We start from the raw sequence: 18437 nt of genomic DNA on the forward strand, positions 1-18437 counted from the left end.
CGGGGTCTCTCGCGCCCTCGGGTGATACAGTTTCGGCCCCGAACCGGTGCTTTCGGCGCATCAGGCTGGCAAGAACACAACACTTGCCTGTCCGCGTGCGAAAGGTAAACGGGAAACAGGAAGATGCCCGCCCGGGCCGCCGCGCCGCCTTGCCCCCCAGCAGGCAGCCGGCAAGCCCCGCGTCCAGCCTGTGCTGCCCCCGCAACGGTCCCCATGCGCTTTTCAAGCCCATGGCAGCCCGATACCGGCCAGTTCGCTCGTCAGGAAGTCCGTCGCCGCCGCCAGGCCAGCCTGGTGCGCCGTGGCGCGCGGACGTCCTTCCATCGTGATTGGCCTGCGGGGTCGCGGGTCGCATCGAGGTTATGTAGATGAAAGCCCGCTCTATCCGGCGTTACGCCGGCGCCCTGCTCTGTTCCGCTCCGGCCATCGCCGCCGCCCAGCAAGCTGCCACCTCCGAACTCGACCCGGTCATCGTGACCGCCCAGCGCGTGCCGACCGACGGCCGCACGCTTCCAATATCGATTTCGGTGATCACCGCCCAGGACATCGCCGCCAGCAGCGCGCGCACCATGCAGGACCTGCTGTCGACGCAGGCCGGCGTCAACCTGATCAACACCAGCAGCTCCAGCGACAACGCGATTGTCGATCTGCGCGGCTTCGGCATCACGGGCGCCAGCAACACGCTAATCATGATCGACGGCGTCAAGCAGAACACCAACGACCTGTCGGCCCCCAGCCTGGGCGTGGTGCCGCTGGACCAGGTGGAACGCATTGAAATCGTGCGCGGCAGCGGTTCGGTGCAATACGGCGGCGGCACGACCGGCGGCGTGATCAACATCATCACCCGGTCCGATTTCTCGAAAGAACCGGTCACCGCCCGCGCCACCGCCACGTTCGGCAGCTATGGCCTGCGCCAGTACGACGCGGCCGTCGCCATGAACAACCAGAAGGTGGGCGTTGACGCCTACCTGCAATCGCTGCACACCGACGGCTACCGCGACCACAGCGGCGAGCGCCGCGAAGGTGGCGGCGGCGGCATCACGCTGCGCCACGACAACGGCTCGATCCGGCTGTACGGCCGCACCACCACGCAAAAGCTGGAGTTGCCCGGCCCGCGCCTGATCAGCCCGTCGACCGGCGTGAACGAATTCCAGGACGACCCGCGCGGCGCGAAGAACGATGTGGACTTCGTCAAGACCACGTCCACCACCTTCGGCCTGCAAGTCGAGCAGGCCATTGGCGTGGGCACCTTGTACGCCGACCTGTCCACCCGCGAAAAGAAGCTGAACGGCCTGACGTATGACGGCTTTGGCGACACGCTGCGCGACCAGAAGCTGGAAGAGAACATCGCCAGCGTGCGCTATCGCCTGCCGATCAACGGCGGCCACAGCCTGGTGTTCGGCGCCGACGCGCAAGAATCCAAGACCACCGCCAACCAGAACGCCTACTACGACTTCGAACCGTCCAAGTGGCAGTCGCGCCAGCACCAGTACGGCCTGTTCGCCGAAGGCCTGTTCCGCGCCACCGACAGCACCACGGTCACGGCCGGCGTGCGCCGTCAGTACGCGTCGGACGACCTGGAAGTGTTGAGCGGTTCGGGCACCCCGTCGGATCGCAGCAACCACCTGACCGCCTGGCAGCTGGGCGTGCGCCAGGACCTGTCCGCCGGCTTCGGCCTGTACGGCAAGGTCGGCCGCAGCTTCCGCCTGCCCAACGCCGACGAACTGCTGTCGGTGCAAAGCCCGCTGGCCGCGCAAACGTCCACCGACAAGGAAATCGGCGTGACGTGGCAAGGCGCCGCCAGCAGCGCCCGCCTGTCGTACTTCCGCTATGACCTGACCAACGAAATCCAGTACAACCCGCTGGCCGACGGCATGTGGGGCCCGGGCACCGGCGCCAACACCAACCTGGACCCGACCCGCCGCCAAGGCATCGAACTGGAAGGCCGCACCGCCGTGTCCAGCAGCGTCACGCTGGACGCCAACCTGACCTGGATGGAAGCGCAATTCCGCTCGGGCAACTACGCGGGCGTGGACCTGGCCGGCAAGACCGTGCCGCTGGCGCCCAAGTGGCTGGCCAACGCGGGCGTGACGTGGCGCCCCACCGATGCGTTCCTGTGGAACGTGTCGGCGCAGTATGTGGGCAAGTCGCGCATGGACAACGACCAGGCCAACCAGTTCGACAAGGAACTGGATGCCTACGTGCTGTTCAACACGAAGGTCGCGTACAAGTTCACGCGCAACGTCGAAGGCGCCATCGGCGTGAACAACATCTTTGATCGCCAGTACGCCACCTACGGCATACGCGGCGGCAATGCGTCGTTCGAAATGCTGGGGCCGGTTGCCAACTACAACCTGTACCCGGCGCCGGGCCGCAATTTCTACGCCTCGCTCACGCTGCGCTATTGATGGCGGACATCCGATATAGTCGGCGTTCTTTGCTGACCTTATCGGCTCTTGCATGACGTTCGCACGCGCATTGACCCGCCCCCGCCCGGGGCGGTCCCTGAAGGGGTCCCTGGGCCTTGTGCTGGCCCAGGGCGCCCTGCTGGCTTCGGCGACGACCATGGCCGCAACGTCGGTCGCATCCTCCGCTGCATCCTCCGCCGCATCCTCGGCCGCAACGTCGGCCGTACTCTCGGCCGCAACGTCGTCCGCACCCTTGGCCAGTACCCCGGCCGCTACCCCGGCCGCAACGCCCGCCGGCACCGCCGTCCACACGCAGGACGACAAGGGCCGCGCCGTCGCGCTGGCCGCGCCCGCGCGCCGCGCCATCACGCTGGCGCCGCATGCGACCGAACTGGTATTCGCAGCCGGCGCGGGCGACTATCTTGCCGCCACCATCCGCGGCAGCGACTACCCCCCGGCCGCGCGCCAGGTGCCCGTGATCGGCGACGGCACGCAACCCGACGCCGAGCGCGTGGCCGCCGTCCGCCCCGACCTGCTGATCGCCTGGCAACCCAGCGCCGCGCAACCTGTCGTACGTGTCATGGACAAGCTGGGCGTGCCGGTGTTCTACAGCGACCCCTTGACGCTGGCCGCCATTCCCGACGCCGTGGAACGCATGGGCGTGTTGTTCGGCACCCAGGCGCAAGCCGGACCGGCCGCCGCGCAACTGCGCGCGCGCCTGGCCGCCCTGACCGCGCGCTACGCTGGGCGCCGCCCGGTGCGCGTCTTCGTCCAGGCCGGGCTGGACCCGATCTACACCCTGAACGACAGCAGCATCGTCAGCGACGCGCTACGCATCTGCGGCGGCGTCAACGTCTTTGGCCAGGCGCCCGTCGTGGCCCCCCAGGTCAGCCTGGAAGGCGTGCTGGCCGCGCGGCCCGAGGCCGTGCTGGCAGGCGTGAGCCGGCCTGAAGACACCGCCCGCAACCTGGCCGCGTGGCAGGCGCTGGGGCTACCCGCCGCCCGGCTGGGGCATGTGTACGGCGTGGATGCCGACGCGCTGTATCGGCCGGGCCCGCGCCTGATCGACGCGGCCGAGGCCATCTGCGCCGATCTGGACCGGCTGCGCTGATCCGTTCCTTGCTGATCCGTTCTTTGCTGATCCTTTCTTGCTGATCCTTTCTTGCTGATCCCTTCTTGGCGATCCCTTCTTGGCAATCCCTTCTTAGCGATCCCTTCTTGCTGATCCCTGCTTGGCAATTGCCGCAATCCTTGAAAAACGGAACGCGGCTTCCCAGGGACTTCCGCATGCGGCGCGACATCGTGCTTTATCATTCTCGAAAGCCTTTCAGTCAGCCTCCCGCGGGTATCGCTGCGCGCACCCGCCCTTTGAAACACCGCCATGACCACACAAGACACTCTCACCATCGCCGGGCGCGCCTATTCGTCGCGCCTGCTTGTCGGCACCGGCAAGTACAAAGACTTCGAACAGACCCGCGCGGCGCTGGATGCCAGCGGCACGGAAATCGTCACCGTTGCCATCCGCCGCACCAACATCGGCCAGAACGCCGGTGAACCGAACCTGCTGGACTACGTCCCGCCGTCGAAATTCACGCTGCTGCCCAACACGGCCGGCTGCTACAGCGCCGACGACGCCGTGCGCACGCTGCGCCTGGCGCGCGAACTGCTGGACGGCCATGACCTGGTCAAGCTGGAAGTGCTGGGCGACCCGCACACGCTGTTCCCCAACATGCCGGAAACCCTGAAGGCCACCAAGACCCTGGTCGACGACGGCTTCAAGGTCATGGTCTATTGCACCGACGACCCCATCCAGTGCCGCATGCTGGAAGACATGGGCGCCGTGGCGGTGATGCCGTTGGCGTCCCTGATCGGCTCGGGCATGGGCATCCTGAACCCCTGGAACCTGCGCCTGATCATCGACCAGGCCCGCGTGCCGGTCGTGGTGGACGCCGGCGTGGGCACTGCGTCCGATGCCGCCATCGCCATGGAACTGGGCTGCGACGCCGTGCTGATGAACACCGCCATCGCCGCCGCGCAAGACCCGATCCTGATGGCCAGCGCCATGAAGAAGGGCGTGGAAGCCGGCCGCGAGGCCTTCCTGGCCGGCCGCATGCCCAAGAAGCTGTACAGCGGCGCGCCCAGCTCGCCCACCGAAGGGCTGATCACCGGCGGCCCGGGCGCGCAGAAATGAGCTCGCGCCAACAGGACGGCAACGCCCGTCCCATTCCCAACGCGTTGACCATCGCGGGCGTCGACCCCTCCGGCGGCGCCGGCATCCTGGCCGACGTCAAGGCCATGAGCGCGCTGGGCGCGTACGGTTGCGCCGTCATCGCGGCGCTGACCGCGCAGAACACCCAGGGCGTCACCGGCATTTCGGCCGTGTCGCCCGCCTTCGTGGGCTTGCAGATCGACACGCTGTTCACCGACGTGCGCATCGACGCCGTCAAGATCGGCATGCTGGGCCAGTACCCGGTGATTGAAATGGTGGCCGAAAAGCTGGCCAAGTGGACCCCGGCGCACGTGGTGCTGGACCCGGTCATGGTGGCCAAAAGCGGCGACCTGCTGCTGGAGAACGATGCCGTGGGCGCCATGCGCGAGGCGCTGCTGCCGCAGTGCACGATGCTGACGCCCAACCTGCCCGAAGCCGGCGTGCTGCTGGAAGAGCGGCCGGTGGAAACCGTCAAGGAAATGCGGCGCGTGGCCGAACGCCTGCGCAACAAGCTGGCGCACTCGGGCGAACGCTGGGTGCTGGTCAAGGGCGGCCATCTGCCCGGCAACGAAACCATCGACCTGCTGCACGACGGCGACCGCATGATCGAACTGCCCGGCCACCGCATCGAAACGGCCAACACCCACGGCACCGGCTGCACCTTGTCGGCCGCGCTGGCGGCCTTGCTGCCCCAAATCGGGGACGTACCAGAGGCCGCGCGCCGCGCCAAGGCCTACCTGACCGAAGCCATCCGCCACGCCGAACGGCTGTCGGTAGGATCGGGCCACGGGCCGGTCCACCACTTTCACGCCTGGTGGTAGCAGGCCCGGCGCCCCGCCATGCAAGCAGGGGTTGCGGATTATCGCGGCGCTTTTCGAAGCGCCGCGGTCGTTTCAGGCATCGTCACCCGGGCTGAAACGCCTGCTTGGCCCGAGCGCCGTCACAGGACGCTACGAATCGGTACAATGGCCGCCTGATTCCTCTGTTTTTTCCTGACCGTCATGAACGCTTCGACCCTGCCCGACGTAGAACAAGCCCGCTTCAATATGGTGGAACAGCAGATCCGCCCGTGGGACGTCCTGGACGCCAACGTGCTGCAAGCGCTGTTCGATGTGCGCCGCGAACAATTCGTTCCGCCGGCCCTGCGCGCCTTGGCGTTTTCCGACCTGGAACTCCCGCTTGAAATCAATGCGGTCAACACCCGCCAGACCATGCTCGCCCCCAAGGTTGAAGCGCGTCTGGCGCAAGACCTGCAATTGACCAAATCCGACTGCGTGCTGGAAATCGGCACCGGTTCGGGCTACCAGGCCGCGCTGCTGGGCTATCTGGCCCAACAGGTGACCTCGGTTGAAATCGACAGCCGCCTGGTGACGTTCGCGCAGCAAAACCTGCAAATGAACAACGTCACCAACGTCAAGGTCGAAACCGGCGACGCCCGCAACGGCTGGGGCTCGACTGAATACGACGCCATCCTGGTCACGGGTTCGGTGCCCGTCGTGCCGGACGCGCTCAAGTACCAGTTGCGCGTGGGCGGCCGTCTGGTCGTGATCGTGGGCCAAGCCCCCGTCATGACGGCCTGTCGCATCACCCGCACCACCGCCGCCAGCTTTGAAACGGTGAACCTGTTTGAAACCGTGATCAAGCCGCTGCGCGGCGTCGCGGTATCCCAGTTCAAGTTCTAAACCCTATCCCCGCCGCCCCGTGCCAGCCCCGCGTCGGGGCCTGGGCACCCTGGGGCGGCCCGGCGTATCGTTGAAAATCATGCGCGTCCGATTGCTTACGGCTTTACTGGTTTTTACCGCCGCCGCAAGCGTCGGCCCGTTGCCCGCATTTGCGCAGAACCTGATCCAGGTCTGGCAAGCCGCCCTGGGCAATGACCCCACCTATGCCGCCGCCCGCGCCAACTATCGCGCCGGGCTGGAAAAAGAACCGCAAGCCCGCTCGCTGCTGCTGCCGCTCATTTCGGCCGAAGCCGGCGGCGCATATCAGGAAACGCGCAGCACGCGCGGCCTGGGCGTGGCCTACAGCGGCGGCCGTGGCGTCTGGGATCTGGCGCTGACGCAGCCGCTGTTCGATTGGGGCCGGTGGCAAAACTACGAGCAGTCCAAGCTGATTGTGGCCGATGTCGAAGTGCAGTTGCAGCAGGCCTATCAAGACCTGCTGCTGCGCGTGGCGGACGCCTATTTCAACGTGCTGTACGCGCAAGACGCGCTGACCGCGACCGAGGCCGAGAAGGCAGCCGTGGCGGGTCAGCTGGAGTCGGCCAAGCGCAATTTCGAGTTGGGCAACTCCACCGTCACCGACACCTATGAAGCGCAGGCGCGCTACGACCTGGTGGTTGCACAGGAATTGCGTCTGCAAAACGATCTGGACGTGCGCCGCGACGAACTGGCCAAGATCATCGGCACGGCGCCTGGCGCGCTGGCCGAACTGCCCTACGGCGTGCAACTGCCGTCGCCACAGCCGGCCCGCGTGAACGACTGGAGCACGCAAGCCGAATCGTCCAGCCTGGACGTGCTGCGCGCGCAGTTGCTGACCCGCATCGCCGGCCGCGAAATCCAGATCGCCAAGAGCGGCCACTATCCCACCCTGAACCTGCGCGCCACCAGCGGCAGCGCCAGCGACGCCATCATGCGCAACGCGGCGCCGGGCAAGCCCATCGACAACACGGTGGGCGTGGTGCTGTCCATTCCGCTGTATTCCGGTGGCGGTGTGTCGTCCCAGGTGACCGAGAAGGTGCAGCTGGAACAAAAGGCCCGCCACGACTTCGAAACCGCGCGCCGCCAGGCCATCCAGGCCGCGCGCCAGTACTACACGGGCGTCACCAGCGGACTGGCCCGCATCCAGGCGCTGGAAGCCGGCGAAAAATCCAGCCGCGCCGCCGTCGAGGCCAACCGCACCGGCTACGAAGTCGGCGTGCGGATCAATCTGGACGTGCTCAATGCGCAGCAGCAGTTGTACGCGACGCAGCGCGATCTGGCGCTGGCCCGCTACAGCACGGTGCTGTCGGGGCTGCGGCTAAAGGCCACCAGCGGCATCCTGGCGGAAACGGATCTGGAAGCCATCAACAGGTTGCTGCGGGAACCGCGCTGAGGCGGGGGATCGGGCTGGGGATCGGGCTTGGATGCGGTGGGATGGGCTACGGGCTACGGGCTACGGACAAAAAAGGCGGCTTGCACAAGCCGCCTTTTTTCATGCCCTGCATAGGCTCAACGCCCCTTGGCTTCAGCCGCCCTGGATCTTTTTCACCAGCGCCGTCGTGGACCGCTGGAATTCGAACGGTATGGCCACGGCGCGACCACCCCAGCTTTTGACCAGGGCCGTTTCCGGCAACGTTTCCATGTCGTAATCGCCGCCCTTGACGATCAGGTCGGGCTTGATCTGGCCGATCAGCGCTTCGGGCGTGTCTTCGTGAAACGACGTGACCACGGTCACGCAGCCCAGCGCGGCCAGCAGCGCGGCGCGGTCTTCCATGCGGTTCAGCGGGCGCTCGGCGCCCTTGCCCAGGCGGCGCACCGATTCATCGGTGTTCACCGCCACCACCAAGGTCGCGCCCAACTGCGCGGCCTGGTCCAGATACGTGGCATGGCCACGATGCAGGATGTCGAAGACTCCGTTGGTGAATACCAGCGGCCTGGGCAGGCGGCCGGCGGCAACGGCGGCGATGCATTCGTCGCGGGACAGGACTTTGGATTCAAAACGGGCGGCGGACATGCGGCGATTATATCCGCGCGCCCACCGCCCGAAACTAGCGTTCAGGCGCCGCCCAGGATGATCTGCTTTTCCTTCGGTACGACCAGCGCCGTCATTTCCTTGCGGTAGCGGTTCAGGTCCTTCACCGTTTCAAAGCTGCGATCCATCAGCTTGGACAGGATGTGCAGAATGCGGCTGGCCACCTTCTGTTCCCAGATACCGTCAAAGCGGATCTGCGTGTCCAGCCAGTGCTCAAGCCAGCCCGGCTCGGGCAGGCGCGACTGCACCGTGTCGTTGGGGAACAGGTCTTTGTTGACGTGCAGGTTGGTCGGGTGCAGCGCCTGCTGCGTGCGCCCGGCCGACGCCATCAGCACGCCGATCTTCGAGAACGCCAGGCGGGCTTGCTCGCTGGTGTCCTGGCCACGGTCGTGCAGCGCGCGGCGCATGTATTGCAGGTACGCGCCGGCATGGCGGGCTTCGTCCTGCGCCACGGTCTTGTAGATGGCCTTGATGACCGGCTCGGTGTGCCATTCGGCAGCGCGACGATACCAGTGGTTCAAGCGGATTTCGCCGCAGAAATGCAGCATCAGCGTTTCCAGCTCGGGCGCCGCGTCGAATTCAAAGCGCACGTTGTGCAGCTCTTCTTCGGTGGGCACCAGGTCGGGCCGGAAGCGGCGCAGGTATTCGATCAACACCAACGAGTGCTTTTGCTCTTCAAAGAACCACACCGACATGAATGCGCAGAAGTCGCTGTCCCCGCGGTTGTCGCGCAGGAACATCTCCGTGGCGGGCAGCGCCGCCCATTCGGTGATGGCGTTCATTTTGATCGTTTGCGCTTGCTCGTCAGAGAGCTTGCTGCGATCGAAATCTCCCCAGGGGATGTCGTGCGCCATGTTCCAGCGCACGGCTTCCATGGTCTTGAAGAGTTCAGGATAAAGCATGGTCTGCCCTTGTATTCGTCCCGCTTGCGGGGCGATAGAAATTAATGAATGGCGCGCGCGTCTTTCCGGCGAGTGACGCTGCTTTCATCCACCGCAGCGCTATTTTTCGCCGTTTCCCGCGAAGCTATGATGACCGTTTCATGAATGAAACATGACAGAGTTCGTCTAGACCATCGCGCCGCCTATCGGGTCAAGGCCCAGATTGCGACCCCGATCGCAAGAGCCAACACCCCAACCAGCGCTGCAACCAGCCGGTTGTTCTGTTCCTGGGCGCGCCGCAGGTGAATCATCTCGGCCAGCAGCGCGGGCGAGACGTTCGGGCGGCTCAGGTGGTCATGGACCAGCCTGGGTAAAGCGGGCAGCATTTGCGACCACTGCACGGCTTCTTTTTCCAGGCTTTGACGCAGCCCCTTGAATCCGACACGCTGGCGCATCCAACGTTCCAGATAGGGCTTGGCGGTCTTCCAGAGATCCAGGTCGGGATCGAGCTGGCGGCCCAATCCCTCGACGTTCAGCAACGTCTTTTGCAGCAGCACCAGCTGCGGCTGGATCTCGACATTGAACCGGCGCGACGTCTGGAACAGGCGGAGCAGAACCTGCCCCAGCGATATTTCGGACAACGGCCGGTCAAAGTACGGTTCGCAGACGGCGCGCACCGCGCCTTCCAGTTCTTCTTCGCGCGTGTCGGCCGGCACCCAGCCGGACTCGATGTGCAACTGCGCCACGCGGCGGTAATCGCGGTGGAAGAAGGCCAGGAAATTCTGCGCCAGATAGTTCTTGTCGAATTCGGACAACGACCCGACGATGCCGAAGTCCAGCGCGATATAGCTACCCAGCGTGTCGGGGCGATCCGACACGTAGATGTTGCCCGGGTGCATGTCGGCGTGGAAAAAGCCGTCGGTGAAGACCTGCGTGAAGAAGATTTCCACGCCGGTGCGCGCCAGGGTCGGGATGTCGATCCCGGCCTCGCGCATGCGTTCCACCTGGCCCACCGGCATGCCGTACATGCGCTGCATGGTGAACACGGTGGACGCCGTGTATTCCCAGATCACTTCAGGCACGATCAGCATGTCGCCGCGGCCCGATTCCGGGCCGAAATTGCGGCGCAGCTGGCTGCAATTGGACGCTTCGCGCACCAGGTCCAGCTCGTCGTGCAGGTACTTGTCGAATTCGGCCACGACTTCGCGCGGCTTCAGGCGGCGGCCATCGGCGCCCAGGCGCTCGATGATGCGCGCCACGATCTTGAGCAGCGACAGGTCTTTTTCGATGATGCCCAGCATGCCCGGGCGCAGCACTTTCACGGCGACTTCGCGGCCGTCGTGCAGCACGGCAAAGTGCACCTGGGCGATGGAGGCGGACGCGACCGGGTCCACGTCGAACTGCGCGAACAGCTTTTCAGGCGGCGCGCCCAGCGCGGCCTCGATGCAGGCCGCGGCCTGCGCGGACGGGAACGGCGGCACGCGGTCTTGCAGCAAGGCCAGTTCGTTGGCGATATCCGCCGGGATCAGGTCGCGGCGCGTGGACAGCACCTGGCCAAACTTGACGAAGATGGGGCCCAGGGATTCCAGCGCCAGGCGCAGGCGTTGCCCACGCGGCTGGCGCGGGCGGGTGCCCAGGCGGATGACGCGCAGCAGGCAGGTGGCCAGCGGATGATTCAGGCTGGACAGGACCAGTTCGTCCAGGCCATAACGCAGCGATACGACGATGATGCGAATAAGGCGCAGCAGGGGAAACATATATCAGGCGCCCCGCTTTGCACTGGCGGACGCCAGACGGGTTTGCAGGGCGGTGGCCGAACGCGCCAACGCGTCGGTGCTGGCGGTGAGCTCGGCCAGATCCAGGCGCCATTGCTCCAGCGCCGGGCGGCCCACCAGTACGCCGCTTTCTTCAGCCAGGTATTCAGACACGTTTTCCGCCAGGCGCTTGCCGGCGTGACGCGCGCCATCGGCCGCCGAGCGGGCGCCGCCGACGATGCGCAGTGCGGCGATATCGCCCACCACGCGGGCCAGGGCGTCTTCGGGATCGAAGCGCAGCTGCTTGGCAAGGTCGGCTACGACCTGGGCCAGCGCGGCGTCGCCCGAAATATGCGTGGCCTGCGCGAAATCGGGCGTTTCACGGTCAGCGCCCAAACGCGGCAGGGGCAGCTTTTCAGGCGCCACCGTCAGCGTCACATCCGGCACCACGGCGGGGTCGGCCTGGGACGCCAGGCCTTCGCTATCGATCGTCAGGCCCAGCGTGAAGCCACCCAGCGCAAAACGCACCGTCTTGCCGGCGTGCCGCGCCAGGCGCTCGCGCGCCCATTCTTCGCGCCTCAACAGGGCGTTGAGCGCACTGACAGCCATTCGAGAGGGCGTGGGCAAGAAGGAAAAAGGCAGCATGACGGTGTGCAACACCCCGGGGCAGGGCTTGCCGCAATTAGTGGCTAAATCGGGAGTGTAACGGGTTAGATGGGACCGCGTTTAGTACAACGGGACAAGGAAAAACCGGCCCTTCTAGGGCCGGTTCGAGTGGATGCCCTGGGGCATCCGGCAACGGAGGACAGAGTCAGCCCCGATCAAACAGCGTTTAGCTGGCCAGATCCACGGGGATCTGTTGAATGCCGGCCAAGAGCCAGCCGCCATTGGCGGGCTTGAACAGGTTCCAGACTTCTTCGAAGCGGAAGGCTTCGGCGCCCGGGGCCTCGCGCAGCATGCCGGAGAAGCGCACGCTGGCCAGGTGGCCGTCGGACACGGTTTCGATACCCAGCATTTCGGCGTTCAGCAAGACCACTTCGGTCTTGTTGGGCGCTGCGCCGCGCTCGGCCAGTTGCGGCTTGAGCTCGGTGATCAGGTCATCGGTCAGGAAGTCGCGCAGGCCATCGGTGCTGCCGCTGTCCCACACGGCCTGGATGCGCACGAACTGCTCCTTGGCCTGCTTCAGGAAAGCGGGCGTGTCGAAATCACCCGGCACGAACCAGTTGTTGTCCTCGCCGGCCTTGGGCAGCACGGCCGGAGGCGCCACCGGGGCGGCAGCGGCAGCGGCCGGAGCGGCGGCGGCGGTCGGCTTGAGCGCTTCACGCCACATCGGCTGCTGTTGCTGGCCGGGTGCGTTGTTGGCGCCATTGAACGCGCCTTGCGTTGCCGTACGCGGACCCGCGCCACGCAGGCGGCGGATGATGAACATGACGGCGAACACGACAGCGGCGATCAGCAGCGCGGAACCGAGGAATTCGGCGAACGCGCCCGACAGGCCCATGCTGGACAACAAGGCGGCGATACCCAGGCCGGCGGCGATGCCGGCGATGGGGCCAAGCCAGCGCGACGCGCCGCTCTTGGCGGCGGCGCCCGCGGCACCGGCCGTGGCTGCACCGGCGGCTGCCGGGGCGGCGGTGGCGCCGGCCGTGTTGTTGGCGGCGGCCGGCGGCGTGGTGGCCTGGCGCTGCTGGGTCACATTGGAGGATTGGCGGCCGACGCTGCTGCCGCCACCCGCACGACGGGCTTCGGCATCAAACGATGCCGTCACCAACGCCGCGCCGGAAACGGCGATGAGCGCTGCGGCGACAAACCGCGAAAGACAGAATTTGGTCATAGAGTTAGCTCCCTCGTACTCGCGCCCCCGCTGCCCCGAGCAGCAAGGAGTCCCACGGACAGCGGGACCTATTCGCGACTTTTCTTACAGTAATCTGAATGTCGTAAGAATAACGGACAAGATGCCGCCCCACAAGTTCCCCGTGGGGGGACAAATCATCCGATGGACACGCCGGGCTCAGCCCAGGCGCACGCCCTCGTGCAGGGCGGCGATGCCGGCGGTCAGGTTGAAGTACTGCACCCGTTCCAGCCCGGCGCTGCGCAGCATGTCGGCCAGGGTTTCCTGGTCGGGATGCATGCGGATGGATTCGGCCAGGTAGCGGTAGCTGGCCTCGTCCTTGGCGACCTTCTTGCCCAGCCAGGGCAGCACATTGAAGGAGTACCAGTCATAGGCGGGGGCCAAGGGCTTGGCCACGCGCGAGAATTCCAGCACCAGCAGCTTGCCGCCCGGCTTGAGCACGCGGGCCATTTCAGCCAGCGCGCGGTCTTTATGCGTCATGTTGCGCAGGCCGAAGGCCACGCTGACGCGGTCGAAATAACCGGTGGGAAACGGCAGGCGCTCGGCGTCGCAGACGGCGGTGGGCAGCAACAGGCCCGCGTCGGTCATGCGGTCGCGGCCCACGCGCAGCATGGAATCGTTGATGTCGGTCAGCCAGACTTCGCCGGTGGGGCCGGCGCGCTTGGCGAAGGCCTTGGCCAGGTCGCCCGTGCCGCCCGCGATATCCAGCACCTTCATGCCGGGGCGGATGGCGGCGCGGCCAATGGTGAAGGCTTTCCAGACCCGGTGCAGGCCGGCGGACATGAAATCGTTCATGACGTCGTAGCGCTGGGCAACCGAATGGAAGACTTCGGCAACCTTGCGGGCCTTTTCGCCTTCAGGCACCGTTTGAAAGCCAAAATGCGTGGACTGGGCGTTGTCCTGCGCGGAATGTTGCGATTCGGAGGGGTTTTGCATGGTGAATTCCCGATATATCGTGGCAATGGTAGCCTATCGGCCCCCAGCGGCGGCGCGAAGAACCTGCCTGCGGGACGCCCTGCGGTCACATACCTGAAATATTGCGGCCATACTATCGCAATGTTCGCGCCGCGCCGGCGCTCAGAAGCGTGCCAAATTCGCCATGTCCAGCACCATCCTCGTCGTCGAAGACGAACCCGCAATCCAGGAACTGATCGCCGTCAACCTGTCCTTCGCGGGGCACAAAGTGCTGCGCGCCTTCGACGCCGACCAGGCCCAGACCCTTATCCGCGCCGAACTCCCTGACTTGATACTGCTGGACTGGATGCTGCCCGGCACTTCCGGCCTGGCGATGGCGCGCAAGCTGCGCAACGACGAGCGCACCCGCGCCGTCCCGGTCATCATGCTGACCGCCAAGGGCTCCGAGCAAGACAAGGTCGACGGCCTGGAAGCCGGCGCCGACGACTACATCACCAAGCCGTTCTCGCCCAAAGAGCTGATGGCCCGCATCAAGGCCGTGCTACGCCGCCGCGCGCCGCAGCTGACCGACGACGTCATCGACGTGGGCGGCCTGAAACTGGACCCGGTCACGCACCGCCTGTCGGGCAACAGCCAGTCGCTACAGATCGGCCCCACCGAATTCCGCCTGCTGCACTTTTTCATGACGCACCCGGAACGCGTGTTCTCGCGCTCGCAACTGCTGGACCAGGTCTGGGGCGACCACGTGTTCGTTGAAGAACGCACGGTTGACGTCCACATTCGCCGCCTGCGCAAGGCGCTGGAACCCAGCGGCCACGACGCGCACGTCGAAACGGTGCGCGGCAGCGGTTACCGGTTTACGGCACAGCTGCCCACGCGGTAAAACTGCCGCACGATGATCTGGCTGCGCACACTTTTCCTGGTCGCCCTGTGGGCGGTGATTGCATTACTGGCGCAATGGCTCATAGGAGATCCTTGGGGCTGGCTGGTGTTTTGCGCCGCGCTGACCTCCATGTTGCTCTGGCGCAGTTGGCGCCTGACGCTGGTATCCCACTGGGCCAATCACCCGGACACCTCTCCTCCCGCTTCCGTCGGGCCATGGGACGACATCCTTGCTCCCCTTTACCGCTATACCCGCGCTCGCGCCAGGGAACTGGCCGAAACCCGCGACACCATGCAAGGCATGCTGGCCGCCGCCCAGGCCTTGCCGGACGGCGCGGTCACGCTGAATGAAGACTTTCAGATTGACTGGTGCAACCGCATGGCGCGCCAGCATCTGGGGTTGCGGCTGCCGGCCGATCGTGGCCACAACCTGCTGAACCTGCTGCGCGCGCCCGAGTTCGTGGAATACGCGCATCGCCCGGCCTGGCCAGAGCCCATCCTGGTGCGCCTGGGCCAGCAAGGCCAGGAACGGCTGATGATGATGCAGCTGACCGCCTACGCCAGCAATCAGCGGCTGCTTATTACCCGCGACGTCACGCAGATCGAGCGCCTGGAAACGACGCGCCGCGATTTCGTGGCCAACGTGTCGCACGAGCTGCGCACGCCGCTGACCGTGCTGGCCGGCTTTCTGGAAACGCTGCGCGACATGCCGGCTGACGCGCTGCCCGAAGAACAGCGCGCGCAGTACATCGACATGATGCATGAGCAAGCGCAGCGCATGCAGGCCATCGTGGAAGACCTGCTGACCTTGTCCACGCTGGAATCGTCGCCGGGCAGCGACCCGCGCGCCATCAACATGGGCGCGCTGCTGCAAAAGGCGCGCCAGCAGATCGAGGCGCTGTCGGGCGGCCGCCATGTGCTGGAATGGCATATCGACGACACGCTGGACGTGCTGGGCGCGGAAACCGAACTGACCTCGGCGCTATCGAACCTGCTGACCAACGCGGTGCGCTACACGCCGGACGGCGGCACGATCACCGTACGCTGGGAACGCGAGGCCGATGGCGGCGCGCGCTACAGCGTGCAGGACACCGGTATCGGCATCCCGGCCCGCCACCTGCCCCGACTGACCGAACGGTTCTATCGCGTGGACCGCGGGCGTTCGCGCGCGGTGGGCGGCACCGGCCTGGGGCTGGCGATCACCAAGCACATCGCCATGCGCCACGACGCCGAACTGCTGATCACCAGCGAACCGGGCAAGGGCAGCGTGTTCGCCCTGCGTTTTCCGCCGGAGCGCATCGCGATCGGCGAAGCGGCATAGAAGGCGCGTTGCCGACGCCGGGCTGACGACCCGGCGTAGACGCGCACGGCGGGCGCCGGATCGCCCCCGTCTTCCCCAGCGCCACGGCCAGCGCCCGGCCTATCGGCCCCGCGCGGGCGCCGCGCGGGTGGGGCGCGGGTGGTAAATTCCCGGCCATGCGCATCCTGGTCATCGAAGACGAACCCAAGCTGGCCGACTACCTGAAGAAGGGCTTGTCGGAGCAGAGCCATGTCGTGGACCTGGCGCGCACTGGCGTGGACGGACTGCATCTGGCGCTGGAAGGCGACTACGACCTGATCGTGCTGGACGTGATGCTGCCCGGCGTGGACGGCTTCGGCATTCTGGCGGCCGTGCGGGTTCGCAAAAACACCCCCATCCTGATGCTGACCGCACGCGATGCGGTGGAAGACCGCGTGCGCGGCCTGGAAGGCGGCGCCGACGATTACCTGGTCAAGCCCTTTGCTTTTTCTGAACTGCTGGCGCGTGTGCAGGCGCTGCTGCGCCGCGGCCGCGCGCAAGAACCCACGCTGCTGCGGCTGGCCGACCTGGAGCTGGACCTGGCCAGCCGCCGCGCCCAACGCGGCGGCCGCCGGCTGGACCTGACCGCCAAGGAATTCAGCCTGCTGGCGCTGCTGCTGCGCCGCCAGGGCCAGGTGCTGTCGCGCACCACGCTGGCCGAACAGGTGTGGGACATGAATTTCGACAGCGATACCAACGTGATCGACGTCGCGGTGCGCCGCCTGCGCGGCAAGCTGGACGACCCGTACGACACCAAGCTGCTGCACACGGTGCGCGGCATGGGCTACGTGCTGGAATCGCGCCACCCGCCGCTGCCGGCATGACGCGGGCTGCCCAGTGGCCGCGCCGATGAAGCTGCCTCCATGTCGCTGCTCCCATGTCGCTGCCCCATGTCGCTGCCCCATGTCGCTGCCCCATGTCGCTGCCCCATGTCGCTGCCCCATGTCGTTAGCCCCATGTCGCTAGCCCGATAACGCTGCCCGCATGACGCCACCCCCATGAAGCCGCCCCGCTCTCGCCCGCCCCGCATCCGCTCCATGCAGGCGCGACTGACGCTGCTGCTGGGCGCCATCGCGTTGCTGGTTTCCAGCCTGGCGGGCGCGACCTTGTTCTGGGCGTTGAAGCGTGAAGTGGAACGCCAGGAAATTACCGAGGTCAGCGGCAAGCTTGAACTGATCGACCACCTGATCGACATGCAGAACAGCGCCAGCGGCCTGCACGACCTGGCCGCCACCTTCGACGAGATGCGCGCCGGGCAGGGCCAGCTGGGCATCTGGATCGTGGACGCGCAAGGCCATGCCGTCTACGGCGGGCCGCCGCCCGACACGCTGGAAACGGTGGACGGCCGGCAGGTGGTGCTGCAAAGCGCCGACGGCGGCCGCATGCGTGGCCTGCGCGTGGCCATGAACGACCGCATCCTGCCCGGCGCCCACCTGACGGTGGCCGTCAGCACCCGCACCAGCGGGCAATTTTTGTATGCCTACGGCACCGCGTTGGTGCTGATCTGCGCGCTGTGGGTCGGCGCGACGGTCGTGCTGGCGGCCTGGGCGGTGCGCCGCAGCATGGCGCCCACCCGACGCCTGTCCGAGCAGGCCGCGCGCATCCAGCCCGACAACCTGGCGCATCGGCTGCCGCTGGCCGACACCGACCGCGAACTGCATGAGCTGGTCATATCGTTCAACCGCACGCTGGAGCGGCTGCAAGCGGCCTACCAGCAGATGGAAGGCTTTAACGCCGACGTGGCGCATGAGTTGCGTACGCCGCTGGCCACGCTCATCAACGGCACCCAGGTCATGCTGTCCTCGCCACGCGATGCCGCCGAACTGCGCGACGCGCTGGCATCCAACCTGGAAGAACTGGAAGACCTGAAAACGCTGGTCAACGACATGCTGTTTCTGGCCCGCGCCGACCGTGGCGAACTGGCCGCCGATCTGGCGCCGGTATCGCTGGCCGCCGAGGCGCGCCGCGTGGCGGACTATTACGAAGCGATGTTGGAAGAGCAAGGCGTGCATCTGCGCTGCGAGGGCGATGCCAAGGTGGTGGCCAACGCCGGGCTGGTGCGCCGCGCGCTGGCCAACCTGATCGCCAACGCGATCAAAGCCACACCGGCCGGCCGGGACATCGTGGTGTTGTGCTCGGCCGTGCCGGGCGGCGCGAGGGTCGAAGTGTGCAACCCCGGCGCCCCGATTCCTGCCGCCGACCTGCCCCGCATCTTCGACCGGTTCTTCCGGTCGGGCCAAAGCCGCGCCCCGCGCAGCGAAGGCCACGGGTTGGGCTTGGCCATCGTGCGCGCCATCGCCCGCATGCACGGCGGCGACGTCGACGCAACGTCGGACGCCAACGGCACGGTGGTGGGCATCACGCTGCGTGGACCGGGGGCCTTCCGGTCCGATTTCCCGCACGACGTGGCGTAGCAGTATCCGCCGGGCGGGACGTCGAACATTACAAAAACGTAATCTACGCGA

Annotated in this window: 16 protein-coding genes; 10 read left to right on the forward strand and 6 right to left on the reverse strand. The window is 66.4% G+C overall.

Going from position 1 to position 18437, the window contains the following annotated elements:
* Nucleotides 1–368: 368 nt before the first annotated feature.
* The 6 genes from AC0Z35_RS19745 (at nucleotide 369) to AC0Z35_RS19770 (ending at nucleotide 7710) form a co-directional block, all read left to right on the forward strand.
* Nucleotides 369–2408 (forward strand): TonB-dependent receptor, encoded by a 2040-nt coding sequence (locus AC0Z35_RS19745; protein ID WP_314365400.1) that lies wholly within the window; start codon nucleotides 369–371, stop codon nucleotides 2406–2408.
* A 52-nt stretch (nucleotides 2409–2460) separates the two neighbouring features.
* Nucleotides 2461–3519, forward strand: coding sequence for a cobalamin-binding protein (locus AC0Z35_RS19750; protein ID WP_485132555.1), 1059 nt, complete (start codon nucleotides 2461–2463; stop codon nucleotides 3517–3519).
* Nucleotides 3520–3789: 270 nt separating this feature from the next.
* Nucleotides 3790–4599, forward strand: a complete 810-nt coding sequence (locus AC0Z35_RS19755) for a thiazole synthase (RefSeq protein ID WP_046807651.1) — start codon at nucleotides 3790–3792, stop codon at nucleotides 4597–4599.
* The gene (gene thiD / locus AC0Z35_RS19760) at nucleotides 4596–5438 is read left to right on the forward strand and encodes a bifunctional hydroxymethylpyrimidine kinase/phosphomethylpyrimidine kinase (RefSeq protein WP_314365409.1); all 843 of its coding nucleotides are present in this window, start codon (nucleotides 4596–4598) and stop codon (nucleotides 5436–5438) included. The genes AC0Z35_RS19755 and thiD overlap by 4 nt, the downstream gene beginning before the upstream one ends.
* A 180-nt stretch (nucleotides 5439–5618) precedes the next feature.
* Nucleotides 5619–6299 carry a protein-L-isoaspartate O-methyltransferase family protein gene (locus tag AC0Z35_RS19765; protein WP_046807653.1) on the forward strand — a complete coding sequence of 227 codons (681 nt, stop codon included), beginning with the start codon at nucleotides 5619–5621 and terminating at the stop codon, nucleotides 6297–6299.
* A gap of 79 nt (nucleotides 6300–6378) precedes the next feature.
* Nucleotides 6379–7710: a TolC family outer membrane protein gene (locus tag AC0Z35_RS19770; protein WP_046807654.1), complete on the forward strand. Its 1332-nt coding sequence runs from the start codon at nucleotides 6379–6381 to the stop codon at nucleotides 7708–7710.
* 132 nt (nucleotides 7711–7842) lie between these two features.
* On the opposite strand, the gene rfaE2 is transcribed toward AC0Z35_RS19770, so the two are convergent.
* From rfaE2 to ubiE, 6 genes are all read right to left on the reverse strand, one after another.
* The gene (gene rfaE2 / locus AC0Z35_RS19775) at nucleotides 7843–8331 is read right to left on the reverse strand and encodes a D-glycero-beta-D-manno-heptose 1-phosphate adenylyltransferase (RefSeq protein WP_120153649.1); all 489 of its coding nucleotides are present in this window, start codon (nucleotides 8329–8331) and stop codon (nucleotides 7843–7845) included.
* Nucleotides 8332–8372: 41 nt separating this feature from the next.
* Complete coding sequence (locus tag AC0Z35_RS19780) at nucleotides 8373–9251, reverse strand: ferritin-like domain-containing protein (protein ID WP_046807656.1); 879 nt, start codon at nucleotides 9249–9251, stop codon at nucleotides 8373–8375.
* A gap of 182 nt (nucleotides 9252–9433) precedes the next feature.
* Entirely contained in the window at nucleotides 9434–10987 is a 1554-nt protein-coding gene (ubiB, locus tag AC0Z35_RS19785) for a ubiquinone biosynthesis regulatory protein kinase UbiB (protein ID WP_046807657.1), read from the reverse strand.
* A 3-nt stretch (nucleotides 10988–10990) separates the two neighbouring features.
* A complete protein-coding gene (locus AC0Z35_RS19790) occupies nucleotides 10991–11629 on the reverse strand; it encodes a ubiquinone biosynthesis accessory factor UbiJ (protein ID WP_104144787.1) in 639 nt (212 codons plus the stop codon).
* 187 nt (nucleotides 11630–11816) lie between these two features.
* On the reverse strand, nucleotides 11817–12818 hold the full coding sequence (locus tag AC0Z35_RS19795) for a Tim44 domain-containing protein (RefSeq protein WP_046807659.1): 1002 nt from the start codon (nucleotides 12816–12818) through the stop codon (nucleotides 11817–11819).
* A 177-nt stretch (nucleotides 12819–12995) separates the two neighbouring features.
* A complete protein-coding gene (ubiE, locus tag AC0Z35_RS19800) occupies nucleotides 12996–13772 on the reverse strand; it encodes a bifunctional demethylmenaquinone methyltransferase/2-methoxy-6-polyprenyl-1,4-benzoquinol methylase UbiE (protein ID WP_046807660.1) in 777 nt (258 codons plus the stop codon).
* A 163-nt stretch (nucleotides 13773–13935) separates the two neighbouring features.
* Between ubiE and phoB the strand changes: the two genes are divergently transcribed.
* The 4 genes from phoB to AC0Z35_RS19820 all read left to right on the forward strand — a co-directional run bounded on the left by phoB (nucleotide 13936) and on the right by AC0Z35_RS19820 (nucleotide 18386).
* Complete coding sequence (phoB, locus tag AC0Z35_RS19805; protein ID WP_006227196.1) at nucleotides 13936–14634, forward strand: phosphate regulon transcriptional regulator PhoB; 699 nt, start codon at nucleotides 13936–13938, stop codon at nucleotides 14632–14634.
* A gap of 12 nt (nucleotides 14635–14646) precedes the next feature.
* Complete coding sequence (gene phoR / locus AC0Z35_RS19810) at nucleotides 14647–15954, forward strand: phosphate regulon sensor histidine kinase PhoR (RefSeq protein WP_046807661.1); 1308 nt, start codon at nucleotides 14647–14649, stop codon at nucleotides 15952–15954.
* A gap of 155 nt (nucleotides 15955–16109) precedes the next feature.
* On the forward strand, nucleotides 16110–16796 hold the full coding sequence (locus AC0Z35_RS19815) for a heavy metal response regulator transcription factor (protein WP_319307164.1): 687 nt from the start codon (nucleotides 16110–16112) through the stop codon (nucleotides 16794–16796).
* Between the two features lie 213 nt (nucleotides 16797–17009).
* On the forward strand, nucleotides 17010–18386 hold the full coding sequence (locus AC0Z35_RS19820) for a heavy metal sensor histidine kinase (protein ID WP_120153644.1): 1377 nt from the start codon (nucleotides 17010–17012) through the stop codon (nucleotides 18384–18386).
* Nucleotides 18387–18437 lie beyond the last annotated feature (51 nt).

It is taken from the genome of Achromobacter sp. 1L-A-4-B-C2 (assembly GCF_057291955.1).

What these genes read in the sequence shown, in the direction of transcription:
- AC0Z35_RS19745 (WP_314365400.1), top strand. Translation starts at nt 369, where the DNA reads ATGAAAGCCCGCTCTATCCGGCGTTACGCCGGCGCCCTGCTCTGTTCC.
- AC0Z35_RS19750 (WP_485132555.1), top strand. Translation starts at nt 2,461, where the DNA reads ATGACGTTCGCACGCGCATTGACCCGCCCCCGCCCGGGGCGGTCCCTG.
- AC0Z35_RS19755 (WP_046807651.1), top strand. Translation starts at nt 3,790, where the DNA reads ATGACCACACAAGACACTCTCACCATCGCCGGGCGCGCCTATTCGTCG.
- thiD (WP_314365409.1), top strand. Translation starts at nt 4,596, where the DNA reads ATGAGCTCGCGCCAACAGGACGGCAACGCCCGTCCCATTCCCAACGCG.
- AC0Z35_RS19765 (WP_046807653.1), top strand. Translation starts at nt 5,619, where the DNA reads ATGAACGCTTCGACCCTGCCCGACGTAGAACAAGCCCGCTTCAATATG.
- AC0Z35_RS19770 (WP_046807654.1), top strand. Translation starts at nt 6,379, where the DNA reads ATGCGCGTCCGATTGCTTACGGCTTTACTGGTTTTTACCGCCGCCGCA.
- rfaE2 (WP_120153649.1), bottom strand. Translation starts at nt 8,331, where the DNA reads ATGTCCGCCGCCCGTTTTGAATCCAAAGTCCTGTCCCGCGACGAATGC.
- AC0Z35_RS19780 (WP_046807656.1), bottom strand. Translation starts at nt 9,251, where the DNA reads ATGCTTTATCCTGAACTCTTCAAGACCATGGAAGCCGTGCGCTGGAAC.
- ubiB (WP_046807657.1), bottom strand. Translation starts at nt 10,987, where the DNA reads ATGTTTCCCCTGCTGCGCCTTATTCGCATCATCGTCGTATCGCTGCGT.
- AC0Z35_RS19790 (WP_104144787.1), bottom strand. Translation starts at nt 11,629, where the DNA reads ATGCTGCCTTTTTCCTTCTTGCCCACGCCCTCTCGAATGGCTGTCAGT.
- AC0Z35_RS19795 (WP_046807659.1), bottom strand. Translation starts at nt 12,818, where the DNA reads ATGACCAAATTCTGTCTTTCGCGGTTTGTCGCCGCAGCGCTCATCGCC.
- ubiE (WP_046807660.1), bottom strand. Translation starts at nt 13,772, where the DNA reads ATGCAAAACCCCTCCGAATCGCAACATTCCGCGCAGGACAACGCCCAG.
- phoB (WP_006227196.1), top strand. Translation starts at nt 13,936, where the DNA reads ATGTCCAGCACCATCCTCGTCGTCGAAGACGAACCCGCAATCCAGGAA.
- phoR (WP_046807661.1), top strand. Translation starts at nt 14,647, where the DNA reads ATGATCTGGCTGCGCACACTTTTCCTGGTCGCCCTGTGGGCGGTGATT.
- AC0Z35_RS19815 (WP_319307164.1), top strand. Translation starts at nt 16,110, where the DNA reads ATGCGCATCCTGGTCATCGAAGACGAACCCAAGCTGGCCGACTACCTG.
- AC0Z35_RS19820 (WP_120153644.1), top strand. Translation starts at nt 17,010, where the DNA reads ATGCAGGCGCGACTGACGCTGCTGCTGGGCGCCATCGCGTTGCTGGTT.